The sequence below is a fragment of the Psychrobacter sp. CX5 genome (assembly GCF_057621535.2).
Genome location: NZ_CM177735.1, coordinates 2,157,930 through 2,172,860 on the forward strand (window position 1 = coordinate 2,157,930; position 14,931 = coordinate 2,172,860).

Annotated in this window: 9 protein-coding genes; 3 read left to right on the top strand and 6 right to left on the bottom strand. The window is 39.2% G+C overall.

Annotated elements, in window-relative coordinates:
- Positions 1-474: 474 nt before the first annotated feature.
- The gene (locus AC21OG_RS08425) at positions 475-906 is read right to left on the bottom strand and encodes an MCR_0457 family protein (protein ID WP_486547418.1); all 432 of its coding nucleotides are present in this window, start codon (positions 904-906) and stop codon (positions 475-477) included.
- A 1,310-nt stretch (positions 907-2,216) separates the two neighbouring features.
- Here AC21OG_RS08425 and AC21OG_RS08430 point away from each other — a divergent pair.
- Positions 2,217-3,041: a LysM peptidoglycan-binding domain-containing M23 family metallopeptidase gene (locus tag AC21OG_RS08430; RefSeq protein ID WP_486547417.1), complete on the top strand. Its 825-nt coding sequence runs from the start codon at positions 2,217-2,219 to the stop codon at positions 3,039-3,041.
- A 264-nt stretch (positions 3,042-3,305) separates the two neighbouring features.
- Here the strand turns inward: AC21OG_RS08430 and AC21OG_RS08435 are convergent, their stop codons facing one another.
- Positions 3,306-4,757: a peptidylprolyl isomerase gene (locus AC21OG_RS08435; protein WP_486547416.1), complete on the bottom strand. Its 1,452-nt coding sequence runs from the start codon at positions 4,755-4,757 to the stop codon at positions 3,306-3,308.
- A 111-nt stretch (positions 4,758-4,868) separates the two neighbouring features.
- Positions 4,869-8,033 (bottom strand): LPS-assembly protein LptD, encoded by a 3,165-nt coding sequence (locus tag AC21OG_RS08440; protein WP_487377647.1) that lies wholly within the window; start codon positions 8,031-8,033, stop codon positions 4,869-4,871.
- A gap of 598 nt (positions 8,034-8,631) precedes the next feature.
- On the opposite strand from AC21OG_RS08440, the gene AC21OG_RS08445 reads away from it, so the two are divergent.
- Positions 8,632-9,891, top strand: coding sequence for an aminoglycoside phosphotransferase family protein (locus AC21OG_RS08445; RefSeq protein ID WP_487377646.1), 1,260 nt, complete (start codon positions 8,632-8,634; stop codon positions 9,889-9,891).
- A 189-nt stretch (positions 9,892-10,080) separates the two neighbouring features.
- Entirely contained in the window at positions 10,081-10,854 is a 774-nt protein-coding gene (gene murU / locus AC21OG_RS08450) for an N-acetylmuramate alpha-1-phosphate uridylyltransferase MurU (protein ID WP_487377645.1), read from the top strand.
- A gap of 168 nt (positions 10,855-11,022) precedes the next feature.
- Here the strand turns inward: murU and AC21OG_RS08455 are convergent, their stop codons facing one another.
- From AC21OG_RS08455 to AC21OG_RS08465, 3 genes are all read right to left on the bottom strand, one after another.
- Positions 11,023-11,838: a hypothetical protein gene (locus AC21OG_RS08455; protein WP_487377644.1), complete on the bottom strand. Its 816-nt coding sequence runs from the start codon at positions 11,836-11,838 to the stop codon at positions 11,023-11,025.
- 430 nt (positions 11,839-12,268) lie between these two features.
- Complete coding sequence (locus AC21OG_RS08460; RefSeq protein ID WP_487377643.1) at positions 12,269-13,435, bottom strand: ABC transporter permease; 1,167 nt, start codon at positions 13,433-13,435, stop codon at positions 12,269-12,271.
- Positions 13,435-14,922 carry an ABC transporter permease gene (locus tag AC21OG_RS08465; protein ID WP_487377642.1) on the bottom strand — a complete coding sequence of 496 codons (1,488 nt, stop codon included), beginning with the start codon at positions 14,920-14,922 and terminating at the stop codon, positions 13,435-13,437. Before AC21OG_RS08465 ends, AC21OG_RS08460 begins: the two co-directional genes overlap by 1 nt.
- Positions 14,923-14,931 lie beyond the last annotated feature (9 nt).

The following is a 14,931-nucleotide window of genomic DNA, read 5'->3' on the forward strand; positions in this document are numbered from 1 at the left end:
ATAGATCAGTAGAAAGAGCGCTGGGCAGTTAAAGCGGATGTGGTTGGTCTAGAATAATAAGACGCATAATCACAGTTGGCTGACTTCCGTAGCTGATTGATAATATTTGACTACATCTGAATGAATCTAAATTAGGAGTAAAGGTTTAATGCAATAGAGTACCATGGAAGAGGTCACTATATGCTTTAGGTATCATATATCATCCCCTACTATAAACCAGTCGCGCTCTATAAGCGACAGGCAAATGCCTGTAGGGTTAAATAAAAGTGTATATTAACAAATTGTACAAATCGGTTAAACCGTTAAATGTAGCAATGACTAGAAATATCGTCAGCGTACTACTATTTAACGGTATTAAATTAATAAAGACCTTACTTGAACCTCTCAAGATCATAAAAAAGGTCAGTTCTGGTGTGAACTGACCTTTAGATCATCATACTAACAATGTGTTAGTCATAATGGTGAGTCGGTTAACTAGATCTTAGCGTTAGCAAGGTCGGTGCATAGGGCTAAATTTTCTTCACGAGAAAATCCCATTGTCCAACTGCGCATGCTTGATAAAATCTCTTTATAGTCTTGTTGAGTCGACAAATATTGGATAGCGGCTTTAGGGTTATCAATTGAAGGCAACATTTGTTTTAATTCATAGTTATAGGCTTTATAAAAATTAGATTTTTGCTGTTGGTTCAACATTGGCGGACATACTTCAGACAATACTTGTAGTACCGCTATTTCATGCTTGGTTGCTGTTGCACCCGATAAATCTACTGGATAAGTTGCTTCAGGAGCTGCTTGCGCCGCAATAGAGGTAAATAAAGCGCCGGTACTCACTAAAGCAGTCAGTAAAAATTTACGTGATGCGGTTTTCATAGTGTTATTTAAAAAGTTAGAGGTAAGATTTTTCATAATATTCATCGTCATCTTATTAAGTTATAAGGAATTTGTCGAAACCAAAAATATTTCTTTGTATTTCTTTAACACAGTCATTCATCATTAAGGCGAATCTTAGAGAGTCGTTAAAAACAATACTCTTCAAAAGCAATACTCTTTGAAGATGTCATTTGAACGGTACTTATAGCTTATCATTCGTAAAGTGGTTCAATATATAGTTTGCTGATGATAGCTTGCACGTTATAACTTGCACCTTATAAAAAGTAGCTTTGCTCAATTAGGGTCTTTTTTCAATCTAGTAATTAATCTAGAAAATAGCATTTTTTAGAAAATCACATTAAAATGGAAAACCACATTTAAATGAGTGCTGAACTTATAGTATTCGTATATTAAGGTATATTATGACATGAACAATCCGCTTAGTTGTGAAGCAACTGTGACGCTAATTTTATAAAGCGTAACCCATATTGCTACAATAGTGATAATTATCAATATCATAAAATAGTCACAAATATTTCATTCATATTCTGACAAGTTATACAAAGTAGTATTTTAACAGCTCTAAACAAATTTACCCTAACCAAACCTATATGCAGTGTAAAGAAACGTTGTAATAAGACGTCTTTAATCAATTTATTTAATTTGACACTACAGCTTAATTACGATTTGCAAAATTCTACCTTTCATAGCGTCTCATAGCGTCGCAATTATACTTTTTTTAGTGTTGCGGTTATACTTTTAATGGAAATTTGAACCTCACAGACAAGATATTCATTGATAAGATAGTAAAGAGGATTAAATGTAGCGGTTAAGTGAATTCTATAAAAATATCTGCTAAAAAATGCTAATACTATTTGATTAAGAAATAAAACGTTTGATAGACAGTATTTACTATTATATTAGGCTCTTGATATAGTAAACTCACTCAATCAATCATTATTAACTCAGCAAAATTAAGTCAGCGAATTTCAGTCATCGAATGGTTAGTATGTTAGAGTAAGAGCCTATATTTGCAGCCTACAATGCGCTATTTTAATCTAAAATAAATTACTGCTTCGTTATTATTAGGATTAAAGAGAATGACCATTTAACCCAAGTGTTTAATTTAAGGGTTTCGCATATTGTCTTCATTTATTTTAAAAGTTTCCTAAACTAAGCTGATTCAAACTGATACGGTATACATGTTCTAAATACTGGTTCTGCATACAGATTCAGAATAATAAGTTTAGTGCTAAAATTTGATCTCATTTATTTTAATAAATTTAAATCCATTTCCTATTCCAATTTATTTACCCTTGTCATATTGTATTTTTTAGGAGTTATTCATGTCTAACACAGTAATAATAGACAGTACCACAACAAAACCTGACAGATTATTGAACAACCGATCTGCAAAGATGAAAGGTCTAGCATTTGCTGTCTTAGGCGGGGTGTTAATGGTATCAGGCTGTGCGACTAAACCTACCTATCAAGCTACTGGACCTAAAGTCTTATTAGATGCTCGAGGGGTGCCTAATTTTTATAAGGTTAAATCGGGAGATACCGTCAGTCATATCGCTGCCCAATATGGTTTAAGTTATCGTCAGATTGGTGCTTTAAACCGTTTAGACAGTAAGTATACAATCTATGCAGGTCAGTGGCTTAAGCTTTGGGAAAGTGGGGCGTCGTCACCTGCTGTTGCCAATAACAGACCCGTTAATACTCGTCCTAACAACTCAGTTCAAACTGCACCTCAGACAGCTAATAATAATACCTCTAACTTTCCTGATACCGTTAGCTCTACCCAAGGTTATGGGTATCCTAGTAGCAATCCTGTCATCAAAAACTTTGATGCTAATGCAGGTGAGATGAGTATGTGGTTTGAGGGTCGAATGGGAGACCCTATCGTGGCCAGTAAGGGGGGATATGTGTTATATGCGGGTAATGGATTACCTGAGTACGGCAACTTAATTATGATAAGACATGATGATACATATATTACGGTCTATGCCCATAACAATGAGCTTTTAGTCAAAGAGGGCGATCAAGTGCAAGCGGGTCAGCGTATCGCAACGATGGGCAGTAGCGGACAGACCAATCAGGTTGCTTTACAGTTCCAATTAAGACAGAACGGAACACCTATCGATCCCCGTGCTGTTTTAGGTCTCTAAGTTATTTACGCTACTAACTTACGCTACTATAAGCTATTTACGCTACTATAAGTTATTTACGCTACTATAAGCTATTTATGCTACTAAATTGACCGGCTTTATCATTGACGGTAAAAAACACCCTATCAATTTATTTAATAGGGTGTTTTTTTATTCATTAGTGTTTCAAAAAGCAAGCTCATATCAGATAATAAATTATGGCAGTATTTATCCTAAACTCTGCTTATTTATATATCAAACGTAAGCAAATCGTTAAAACAAAAGCTACTTAAAGACCTGAATAAAAGCATTAGCCCGTAATTCTTGTAACCAATCTTCTTGAGCCTGAGGTGCCAAACGTTGGAATAAGATGTCACGGGCTTGATTACGCTTAATCGTATCGCTAACGTCTTTTTCACGCATATCCTCTACCTTTAAAATATGCCAACCAAATTGTGACTTAAAGGGAGTAGAGTAATCACCAGTAGGCGTACGTTTCATCATCTCTTCAAACTCTGGCACCATTTGACCTTCAGTAACCCAGTCTAAATCTCCACCACGTCCTGCAGAGCCTGGATCATCTGAATAAGTTGCCGCAAGTGAGGCAAAGTTAGCATCACGGCGTAACTGCTCATAGAGATCATTTATTTTTTGTTCTGCAAGAGCGTCGTTATTGAGATTGTCAGTTTTCACCAGGATATGTCGTACCTTCCATTGAGGAATAACGGTATTTTCATCATTACGGATGTCTACCAGCTTGACAATATCGATACCTGCTGGGGTAATGTTAGGCTGAGTAACCTCGCCTATATTTAGTTGGGTGATTTTCGAGGCAATATCAGTGGGTAGTCCAGCCGCTTCATGAAACCCCATATCGCCCCCTTGCACAGGCGCAATGTAGTTTTTGGCAATACCTGAGCTTAATTGATCTAAAACGTACTGGGCATCATTGCTGGTCTTAAGTAAGTTTTGGGTTTGTTCAGCAATTTGCATTGCTTGTTTCTTTTCGTTTTCAGTAATGCGGCTATAATCATCACTAAAAGGCACGCGAATATGAATGGTGCGATATTCAGCGCGTTTGAGTCTTTGTGCTTCAGGAGATGCTAGAAAAGCATCTACATCTTGCTCTGTAATACGGACACGACTTGATATTTGACTTTGTTGTAAAGCCTTTAATGACTCTTCTTCAGCGATTTGGGCTCTTAAATTTGCATAGCTGCCAGGTTGCTTGGCATCCAAAGTTTGTTGTAACTGAGATAGGGAGGTCAGTCCTTGAGATTGTGCGATGCGAGCAAGACTTTGATCAACAGCATTCGCATCTGGACGGATACCTGCTCTTTGGACGATGTTTAACTGAAGCTGGCGCATAATTAGACTATTTAGTACATCATTTTGCAGCTGCTGTGCACTAGGAACAGGTTGACCACTGGCTTTAATACGGGCTTGGGTCGAGGCAATAGCGGCGCTTAAATCACTTTTTAAAATAGGCGTATCATTAACGACTGCAATGATACCATTAGTGCTTTGTGATACGGAGATAGGTGCTTTATCGATAGGTGCTTGATTCATTTGAGTAGCTGTATCCGCAGCCTGTGCGCTTACCGCCATAACACTTATAAGCGACGTGACTAATACAGTCTGAATTCGCATTTTTGAAACCAAAGTATCGGTAACCGTATTGAGTGTCAAGGTGAGATTGTCTTGAGTCACGCTTCGCATAGTATTGAGTAGGGTCATAATTAGCCTGTATTAACGTGAGTAATTTAACTTAAATGAGGTATAAATAATTGATTCGTATATTAACTATTGAGTGAATAAATAATAGGTGTTCGATATCCTTTTGATATCCTAGCGCTTCCAGAGATTATCGACTGGCTCAAAGCCCAATATTTTACTATCTAGATGCTTGCTTAAGCGGCTTTTCCTATCACCAAACCCATTAATTCTAAATTCAGCCATAATGGCTCTGGTTGGTTTATCTTCTAAATTAAGATCATTATAGTAACTACGACCATAAATTGAAAATCCATAACAACAATCTTCATAGTCAAAGCCGAGTGTCGAGTCGATAAATTTGCTATTGCGATTATCAAACTGCCCTTGCCCTAAAAAGCGCCAATGACTGGTAATAGGAACAATGGCCGAAGCTGTCAAAGCAGATAATTTAGATTGATTGGTTAATTTATCTTCTTTACGTTCAACCACTCCAAGATTTATCAAACTGCTAGGCGTAGGTCGATAGCGCACTTGGCTGGCAATATAATTAAGATCATTATCTGAATTTAGCGCCCCATTAAAGTCAAACCATAAGTTACGATAAGGTTGCAGGCTAGTTTGCCATGCAACCCCAGTGGCATCAGAATTAAAGGTATCTTCATTGGTGTTTAAAGTGACTTTTGGTTTATCTAAGAAAAATTGATCACCAATACTACCATCAAATCGGGTTATCCCCATAGCATCAATGTAGCGATAATTTAAGCCTACTGCAAGATTATTATTATCTGCAATACGGTCATAACCTAAAAACCAACTGTCAGCAAAAAGTTGATCGTAATCATAGGACGCAATTCGAGTATCAAAATTTGGTAACGTGCTTTGATTCTCATAAGGGGAATAACTATATTTAGCTCTAGGCGTCAATAATTGGTATCCCCCTAATGAATGATCAAACCAACCGAATGGTGAACCCGCTTGATAAAAGTTCAACCCTGAATCAATACTAAACCTCGGTACCAATACAGATTGATCATTATCATCTTCTGAAATATTATTATCAATACGGCTTTCTTCATCAAATGCAGTATACAGATGTTGTAAACTGACTTTAGGTGTGACATAACCCCAACTGTCTTGTAAAGGATAGCTGGCATTAATCTCGTTATACATACGTATGCCGCTTCTCTCATTGTCAGAGCCATCTTTAATGGATTTCTTAAAGTAGGCTGAGTCATGTACACCTGAGATTAAGAAATTATCTAACACATTATTCATTGGAGGAAGGCGATAGTCGATAGACAGTTGTGGCAAACGAGAGTAGGGTTTGTCTTTATCGGCAATGACATTACCTTCGGCATCTACAGCCTTCAGGCTTTGAAACGTTTCTAACTTAAGCTGGGCATTAAGATAATCATCGTAATAATTGACTCGGGCACGGCGTGGTAGATTTAACCGATTATCCACCAAACCAAAATCATCAAAGTCATTTAAATAGTAGGGGTCTGATACATAGCTGTACAAGGCATCTGCGCTGAGTCTGGGTATGTTCTTTGAGGTCCAATTATGCTCATAAAAGACAGCAGATCTGCTCTCATCATTGTACTGCTTGTCATTTGGCAAATAAGAGGACGTTAGTCGCCCACTACCATAATCCTCTGTCAAATAACGCACCTCACCAGTGAGCATAGGATTGCGATTGCTATAAACATCTGTGGTTAACGTAGCGTCATAGTTAGGCGCTAAGTTAAGATAGTAGGGGATACTTACTTTGATACCACTGTCACTATCAATACTAGCACTGGGCGTCAAAAGTCCAGTACTACGACGTCCATCTACTGGGAAATTAAAATAAGGCAAATATAACACAGGGACATTACCTAAACGGAACGTAGCATCATAAGCTTCACCGCGACCACTGTCTGTATCAATATCGATATGTTGAGCTTCAATCTGCCATTTACGATTGGTAGGTGGACAAGTTGAAAACATAACTTTATCAAGCGCAAAATGACTGTCATCTGCTTTATTTAAAGTTTTGGCGTAGCCATGAGCCTGCATTTGTACACTGGCAAACGCCACATCATGAGCGGTTGCTTGACTATTTTTGGTATTGTAGGCTAGCGCATCAGCGACCACAATCATTCCCGGATTATCAAGGTTATCCGTTTTATTAATGGCCAAGCTTTCTAAATCTTTAGGTTTAGAAGGTGTGTTGACAGAGCCTGAATCGGAGAGTAAAACGCCCCCTCTAGCACCAGAGATACCAGATTTTAAATCTAGTGCCATTTGATCGGCAGTAATGAGTTTTCCATCCTGCATGACCTTGACATTACCTGCAAGCTCAACATAATCCTCGTTATCATAATAGCCATAGTCAGCTTGAGCATGTAGGGGAAGACCATTAGCAAGCGATAATCCATCTTCTCGCTGCGCCCGTTGCACCGCTTGGATATAGTCTGCATCTGCCCCTGCATCACTGGGCGTAACCCACACCCCTTCACAGCGGTAAGCGGCGCTATCATCTAATTGGTAATTAAAAATATTAGCAGCCGCAACTGGTGCGGTGGCTTGAGCATCAATTACATTTGTTGTATTGAATGCATTAGATGCATTAATAGTATTGGTTACGTTCTTAGATTCTGAAGTAGTCTCTAAACGGCTTCGCAGTTCATTAGACTGCTTTTGATAAAACTGTGACAAGCGGGATAGACTTTTTTGAACACTGTCTTCTTCAAAACTTGACGAGAGCGATTTTGACTCATTCACTCTTTGTTTGATATTAGACACAGAAGCATTCGTTTTTTGATTGACAGTACCAGTGGTTTGGACGGTAGAGTCAGTATCAACCGAAGTCTCATTTTGACTATTTGCACTAGAGCTATTTGTAATAGAATAATTTGGATAAGAGCTATTGGGACTTGAGCTATTAGTACTACTGTCTGATACCGTTTGAATTTCGGTATCGGTATCTTGCACCCTTGGCTCACCTATGTTAGGCGTATTAACGAGGTCAAGGGTTATAAATTCATCTTCTTCATTTGTATCAAGACTATCATTGATAGCGTCAGTATTTTTCGTAGTCGCGCCAGTGCTCATATCAACTGAGTCATTGACAACATCAGACGCAAAGTTTAAAGACGAGTTTACGTCTGCTTGAGGGCTAACAATAGCACCATAAGCACTAGGTACGCTTATCAGCAAAGGTAAGCTAATAGCTAAGCGAGTTGTCGTGTGTGGATGGCGAGAAAACTCACGGCAAGCACGCAAAATACTGCGATAGAGTTGCGAGTACAGCAAAGGAATACCTTATTAAATAGTGTTGGGTTGATATTTGAAGTTTTTATTGTCTAAAATTGAACGTTTGACGATCTGATGTTTCATTTATGTCATTTATTGACTTTTTTGAACCTATTAGTTGAACTATGAACAGAGTCTAAAGCATATTAATCTTTCTTTTAAAGTCTAAAATAGCGTTGCTTTTGGAGGCATGTAGTGAACATACTTATCCGTCATCTATTATAGACGTTATTCTCTAATTTTATTCTCGAGTTTTAACGTGGCTTTTGACGTCTGGTCTGGTATGTTACGTTATACGAAAATAACATCATACAAAAATATCATAAAAAATAGCTAGCCAACTTGCTAAATCTTCTAAGGTATATCTTATCATAGTCAAAAAAAGGCAAATCGGCTACACTATACGCTTTAAAAATCTTATTTGGTTACTATTCTAGTGTCTTTATGCAATGTTTAGGAGAGTATTTTAATACTAATTCTCCTACCAAGGCTAGTGCTTAACGGTCAAACTTTTATTATGTGTATTGACCCTAAGCCCTTATTTAAATTTCTCACTCACTTCATAAGCCCCTCTACTATGAATAATATTGACTCAACAATGTCTCAGCCTAATCAAAATACGGTTAATCAATCCACGCCCTATTCTATGGAGGATTATCACACCAAGCAGCGTTATGAAAAGCTGATTCACTTTATTAACAGTGTGTTTGACAATCAAAATTATCGCATTGAAAGCTTGCCTGGAGATGCCAGCTTTCGCCGTTATCATAGAATAGTTTTACAGTCAGAAAAACAAGGTAATGAGACCAGTCAAACAACTGCTTTGGATCCAAGCTATATTGTCATGGACGCGCCACCAGAATTAGAGTCTATTGAAAGCTTTGTGAGAATTGATGAGTTAATGGCGCCAAAGATTAATGTGCCAACGTTATTAGCCAAAGATGTGGAACAGGGTTTTTTAGTCCTGCAAGACTTTGGTAGTATTGAATTTGCCCATTTAGTAGCCGATGCTAAATCTAAACAGAACAACGGCAGGGTCGATGAGTTATACCATTGGGCGATTGATACTATACTTAATTTGCAGTCACTTGACGTAAATGAGGCTCAGCGACACTTTGATGTGCCAGATTACGATGCTGCGACACTCCAACGTGAAATGGACTTGTTTAGTGAGTGGTTTTTACCGTATATAGGGGTATCGCTTGAGAGTGAGATCGTCAGTGAGAAAGATAGAGTCAGTACGGATAGTTTCAGTACGGATAGTGTCAATACGAGTAGGTTAAGTGAAGACATGGTTATTTGGCAAAATTTCACACAAGGTTTAATTGACTTGATATTAAAGCAACCAACAGTGGTTGTGCATAGAGACTATCACAGTCGTAATTTGATGCAAGATCAATATCATAGTAATAAACTAGGCGTGATTGATTTTCAAGATGCTTTAATTGGTAGCTATACTTATGACCTTGTCTCCTTAGTACGTGATGCTTATGTGGATTGGACCGATTCACAGATTGAGAACTGGATTGAATATTATTGGAAACAAAGAAAGCAACTTGGTTTAGCGCTTCCAGAGACCTTAAGTGAGTTTGCGAATGATGTTAATTTAATGGGGGTGCAACGCCATCTGAAAGTCTTAGGGATTTTTGTAAGATTAGCGAAGCGAGATGGAAAGTTACGCTATCTTGCAGATATTCCAAAGGTTTGGCGGGACCTTATGATTGAAGTCCAAAGTCTCGCGCAATGTGACGGCAGTGATCAAAAAAGTGCAGAGATTCAAGCACTCGTACAGCCGTTTGCCCAATGGTTAACTCATAAAGTTGAACCAAAATTTAATACAGCCGTTTGGTCTGCATAAATGTGTCATTAAAATATTGAATGAGATGTTATCAATAATCTCGTAAATTTTACAACGTATAATAAGTCGAAGCACTCTAGAAGGGTTACAAGGCAACCGAGCGCAAGTATTACCAAAGTAGGCTTAGCGAGGTTAACACCGTAACCGTTTAGTCGTTCACTGACTATATTAATAATTTTAAGGTTAACCATGAGTACTGAAGCCATTGATAGTAGTCAACATGAATCACAGGAAAAGCCTATCACTCAAGCGATGATATTGGCGGCAGGCAAGGGTACCCGCCTACGCCCATTGACCTTAACCACTCCTAAGCCTTTGGTGGAGGTGGGTGGTCAACCTTTAATTGTATGGCATATTAAGGCGCTAAAAGCGGCAGGTATTAAGGATATAACGATTAATACGTCTTGGTTATCTGACAAGCTGATGGCGGCTATTGGTGATGGCAGTAACTATGGCGTGAACATCCACTGGTCAGTTGAAGAAGATGAGCCACTTGAGACCGCTGGTGGTATAGCCAAAGCGTTGAGAGAAGGTTTACTGAAGCAAACGCCGTTTATTTTGGTTAATGGGGATGTGTGGACAGATTATGATTTCTCAAAGCTGACGAGCTATCAAATGAGTTCAGATCAAAAAGCACACTTATTATTGATTGATAATCCGCCGCATAATCCTCATGGAGACTTTGCACTCTATAATGGTTTGGCAAGCGAGACACCCGTTGCTAACAGCAGTAAATATACTTTTTCGGGTATCAGTGTTATCTCACCGAGTCTGTTACACGGTATAGCAGCAGGTCAAACTGCTGCGCTCGCTCCCTATCTCAAACAGTCTATGTTAAAGATGCAAGTGACGGCGGACGTTATGAAGGCAGATTGGGTGGATGTAGGGACTGCTGAAAGACTTGAGCAGATCAATGAACAACTTCAAACTCGACACGGATGCACTCATAAAGGTCGTCCTTAGATTAGCTTGACTAAGGCGTTGGTAGAGGTAAAGTTGTTTATATAATAACTTGTATTAGTTTGACTAAGGCGATAATTTTCAAGTTTTCATTTTAAACCCCATAAGTCTATCGACTTATGGGGTTTCTTGTTTCTACTGAGAAATCAAGTGATGAGTTTTTAGAACAAGTCATTGCTCATTAGGTCCTTCAAAGTCTTTCATATTGTTCTGAGAGGGTGGATTGATATTGTCTGAGTGTGAGGACTTTAGCCTCTCCTGTTCCATTTTTATTTGCTGCATTTTCTGTTCTTTAACAGTGTTGATCGCGTCACTTAATCTATCATTTAGCTGCTGTGTTTCTTTCGCTACACTATTAAAGTCATCATTGTCAGATAACTGCGTACTTTGGGGTAAACTCTGAGCCTCTACTTTAGGTATGTCTCTCGGCATTAATAGTCTGTCGTTAGGGTTCATTTGTGGTTGTCGCTGAATAACATTGACAGAATCTTGCGGATGTATATTGATAGCCGCGTCACTTGAATCAGACCTGATAGGGTCGATGGGGCGTACCGATGACGACGTAGACGATTTACTAGTAATATCCTCTTTAGAGGACGATGCGTTATTAGCGCTTTTAGGGTTTTTACTATCTGCTGTTGTAGTCTGGCTATTTGCTTTGGCGTTAGCATCAGACGTGTTATCGGACTTGCTTGTGGTGTTGTTCAAGTCTTGGGCTTCTGTTTGATCGTCTGTCTTATTATTGGTATCAGTAAGGGTAGGTATGGCGTTTGAATGAGTTGTAATATCTGCTGGTAAAACTCCTGAATTTGGCGTATTTGTTGGCTTTTTTTGTTGACTTTGCGAGTTATTTTGATTGCTCATGATGAAAATACTAATAAATAGGACGTTTATAACGATCGCAAACACAATGGCAGGTAACCATCTTCTAAAAGACTTTTTAAATGAATCGTTTTTGCTAGGTTTAGGCTGAAAAGAAGGGTGCATTGACGAGGTCCATTTTATTTTTATACAAAATCATCTTAAGTCACTTTAGTTTAAACTAAAACACTTCCTAGAGCTAAATATTACTGTCTTCTACCTTATTCACAACTATAGTATTCACAACTATAGTCGGCGAACTTATAAAGAGTCACGGCGTTAACCTCGTTAAGCCTACTCAAGTAGTACTTGCACTCGGTTGCCTTGTGATTACTTTAAAGTTCTTTGACTATATTAATGTAGGCTGTGTCTTTAGCCCAGTATTTTGATTAAAGGTTGTGATTTGCTCGGGTAAAAGCACCAGCCAAATCTGAACTTTAATAAGTTGATAATTGAGTTTTCTTTATTATTTAAGAATTTTATTTTTCCAGATGCCAAAAGTAAAGTATCCCCTTTAAGATTTAAACTAAGCTGTTTTTTTGATAAAAATATCGCCTTAAACGCGTTGAATGTTTCGGTTAATTTGTCTTTTTTGTACCCAAATGAGCAACACAAAAGCGATGGCCCATAGGGCCATTAAATGATAAAGGTAATGGCTGACACTTGATAATGGCGCACCCATTTGGTTGAGCTGCACCGAGGCATTCATCCCAGAAGTGGTTGGAAAAAGCCAGCGAATATACTGTAAAGGTAGAGGTAGCTGGCTCACTGGCCAAGGATAGCCACTTAAGAAAAACATAGGCAGTGAGCTAAATATCATAATTTGCAACGCTCGCTCACGCTCTCTAAATAGCATTCCGAGCAGACATCCCAAGGTTGCCACCGTAGGAGCAAACAAACTCATAAACAATAACGTACCCGGTATATTATGCCCGCGTGGATAATTTTGAAAGGTGAAGACCCAGCCATAATAGAAGCATCCCATGATAAAACTAACGATTGACAAGGCTAATATTCGACCTAACCAACCTGACACACTAGCATTTTGTTTTTGGTTTTCATACCAAGTCCCGATCAATAAGGCGGTGCCTAATAATAAGGTTTGTTGTAATATCAATATGGCAACAGCGGGTACAACGTAAGCGCCATAACCCTCTGAGCGATTAAACATCGGGTCGATACGAAGGGGGACAGCTTGGGTGCTGACTTTTGCTGTATCTGCGTAAGTGCCTTGTGCCACACTTCGCTTAATTTCTATACCCGCTGATACCGTACCAATAGCCTTTAAAAAACCCATTTGAACTTGTTTATTCAGTAAGAAATAGCTGTTATTACCTAAGACAGACACATAGGCGGGCTTGCTGGCATAAACATCTTGCTCTAGGTGCCTTGGAATAACAAGATATCCTGCAATCTGATTTTTAAAAATGGCCTCTTTTGCTGCTTGTTCTGAAGCATACTGATGTACCTTTAAGTTTGGACTAGCATTGCTGTAGCGGGTGATGGTTTGCGACAGCTCACTGCGATCATAATCAACCACCCCTACAGGGACTTGGTTAACCACTTCGCCTCTGTAGGGCCACGGGTAGAAAAATCCGTAAATAATGGGCGCAATCACTAGCATGAGTAACACGCCTTTATCTTTAAAAACCTGCTGGAATACCCCAAGTAAGCCCTGTAAAAACGTATTATGGGTAATATTGTCGTTAAATTTATTTGACATTAACGCGCCCCCCAGCGTTCTGGATTTTTAAACGCACGTATACTTAATAAAGCGGTGATCACCAGTAATACCACGACCGCAAAGATTAACCCAACCAGTGTGGGCAGCGCAAAAGATAGTGGTGCTGACATTTGCAGTTGAGAGAGGTGAATCTTTAGGTAATGGGTGAGGGGTAATATATTCGCCCAACGCTGAGCCCCTTCACTCATGGCAATTAGCGGGAAGGTCACGCCAGCAAATGCAAACGAAGGTGCGGATATGAAGGCGGTGCTCGATAGCCCCATACGTAATGAATAAGCAGCTAAACTAAATATAGCGCCCAACCATAAAGATATCATGGTCAATGCCACAAATGCGGCGAAGACGACAAACATCGCGGTAAAGCTGGTGGGATGGACAGAAACAGCCAGCGTAATCATGAGGGCGCCCCAAAGCATAAAGAACAACAGGGCCCAGATTAGCTTACCATTCAAGCCTATGACCAAAGCCAATATTGAGACCTTTTTAGGCATACGAGGTTTGGCACTCTTATTAAAGTTCGTGTCGTAATGGTATCTAGGCTCATATAAGCTGAATTTTTTACGACTGACAGGGGTATATTTAAGCGTGAGAAGATGCTCATAATTAATAGGGACTTGCCAACTTTCATCCAAACTTGTATGCAAATAAGCCAGTTTCTTTTCAGGCGGTATATACTTGAGGGTTCTAAAGTCGGGATACGGCATATCTGGATAGATCATATTGTGATACCAGATGGAGAAGGTCTTATCCCTAATCTCACGACCTATGGTCGTGGCGCCAATAATCATCGCCAAAATGTGTAGGAGAGCGGGTATAACGGTAGCGGCCAGGAACTGTTTGTAGTTTGCGCCAATATTAAATAAGCTCAGACGCTCTATACCGATTGGTGAGTATGAGACCATTGCTTGCTCAGTATAGCTGCCCTGCTTAACCGTTCGCTGTATTTCAACTCCTGCTGAGACTGTGCCGACGACTGCTTGAACTCCCTTTTGGATAATGCCAGAGTGAGTGCCATATTGCGCATTGACTTTTAAAATGACAGGGGAGGGAGCGCCTTTATTGATTCGATCCGCAAAGTCTTGCGGGATAATAACCACCGCATATATTTGCTTGTCTAAAATGGCATCCTTAGCCTCAGTAAGGTTGTGATAGACATGATCCACTGCTAAGTCTGGGCTGGCATCGAGATAACGGGTTAAGGTGCGCGAGTAGCTGCTCTTACTGTCGTCAATAACGCCGATAGGTAAATCAATGATATAAGGCTGCGAAAATATCCACCAAATACTAAATATGCTTAATAAGGGCAGCCAAATTAGCATCATGTAATCCCAAGCGTTATGCAGTAAAAACTTACCTTCATAACGGGCACTACGCAAAAAAACAGACAAAAGTGACGACTCACGATTGCCTTTACCGCCAAATACTATCTTCGACTTAATGGTTTTATCACTTTGACTTTGGGACATAATCTAGCC